Source organism: Kribbella sp. CWNU-51, assembly GCF_054073265.1.
In genome coordinates this window covers 1-1,458 of the sequence record NZ_JBSXMZ010000063.1, presented here as the reverse complement: position 1 = coordinate 1,458, position 1,458 = coordinate 1, and the positions used below count along the sequence as shown (strand labels likewise).

Here is a 1,458-nt window from a genome sequence, read left to right as displayed (position 1 = left end):
CCTGGCTCAGGACGAACGCTGGCGGCGTGCTTAACACATGCAAGTCGAGCGGTAAGGCCCCTTCGGGGGTACACGAGCGGCGAACGGGTGAGTAACACGTGAGCAACCTACCCTCAACTTTGGGATAAGCCTCGGAAACGGGGTCTAATACCGGATATGACTACGGGCTTCATGGTTTGTGGTTGAAAGTTCTGGCGGTTGGGGATGGGCTCGCGGCCTATCAGCTTGTTGGTGGGGTAATGGCCTACCAAGGCTTCGACGGGTAGCCGGCCTGAGAGGGCGACCGGCCACACTGGGACTGAGACACGGCCCAGACTCCTACGGGAGGCAGCAGTGGGGAATATTGCGCAATGGACGAAAGTCTGACGCAGCAACGCCGCGTGAGGGATGACGGCCTTCGGGTTGTAAACCTCTTTCAGCAGGGACGAAGCGAGAGTGACGGTACCTGCAGAAGAAGGACCGGCCAACTACGTGCCAGCAGCCGCGGTAATACGTAGGGTCCGAGCGTTGTCCGGAATTATTGGGCGTAAAGGGCTCGTAGGCGGTTCGTCACGTCGGGAGTGAAAACTCGGAGCTTAACTCCGAGCCTGCTTCCGATACGGGCAGACTAGAGGTAGGCAGGGGAGAGCGGAACTCCTGGTGTAGCGGTGGAATGCGCAGATATCAGGAAGAACACCGGTGGCGAAGGCGGCTCTCTGGGCCTTACCTGACGCTGAGGAGCGAAAGCGTGGGTAGCGAACAGGATTAGATACCCTGGTAGTCCACGCCGTAAACGTTGGGCGCTAGGTGTGGGGGACATTCCACGTCCTCCGTGCCGCAGCTAACGCATTAAGCGCCCCGCCTGGGGAGTACGGCCGCAAGGCTAAAACTCAAAGGAATTGACGGGGGCCCGCACAAGCGGCGGAGCATGCGGATTAATTCGATGCAACGCGAAGAACCTTACCTGGGTTTGACATATAGGGAAATCTCGCAGAGATGCGGGGTCCGTAAGGGTCCTATACAGGTGGTGCATGGCTGTCGTCAGCTCGTGTCGTGAGATGTTGGGTTAAGTCCCGCAACGAGCGCAACCCTCGTCCTATGTTGCCAGCACGTTATGGTGGGGACTCATAGGAGACTGCCGGGGTCAACTCGGAGGAAGGTGGGGATGACGTCAAGTCATCATGCCCCTTATGTCCAGGGCTTCACGCATGCTACAATGGCCGGTACAAAGGGCTGCGAAACTGCAAAGTGGAGCGAATCCCAAAAAGCCGGTCTCAGTTCGGATTGGGGTCTGCAACTCGACCCCATGAAGTCGGAGTCGCTAGTAATCGCAGATCAGCAACGCTGCGGTGAATACGTTCCCGGGCCTTGTACACACCGCCCGTCACGTCATGAAAGTCGGCAACACCCGAAGCCGGTGGCCTAACCCCTTGTGGGAGGGAGCCGTCGAAGGTGGGGCTGGCGATTAGGACGAAGTCG

At 58.7% G+C, this 1,458-nt stretch carries 1 rRNA gene; it reads left to right on the top strand.

Annotated elements, in window-relative coordinates:
* A 16S ribosomal RNA gene (locus tag ACXC9Q_RS41785) occupies positions 1-1,458 on the top strand; the annotation flags it as partial.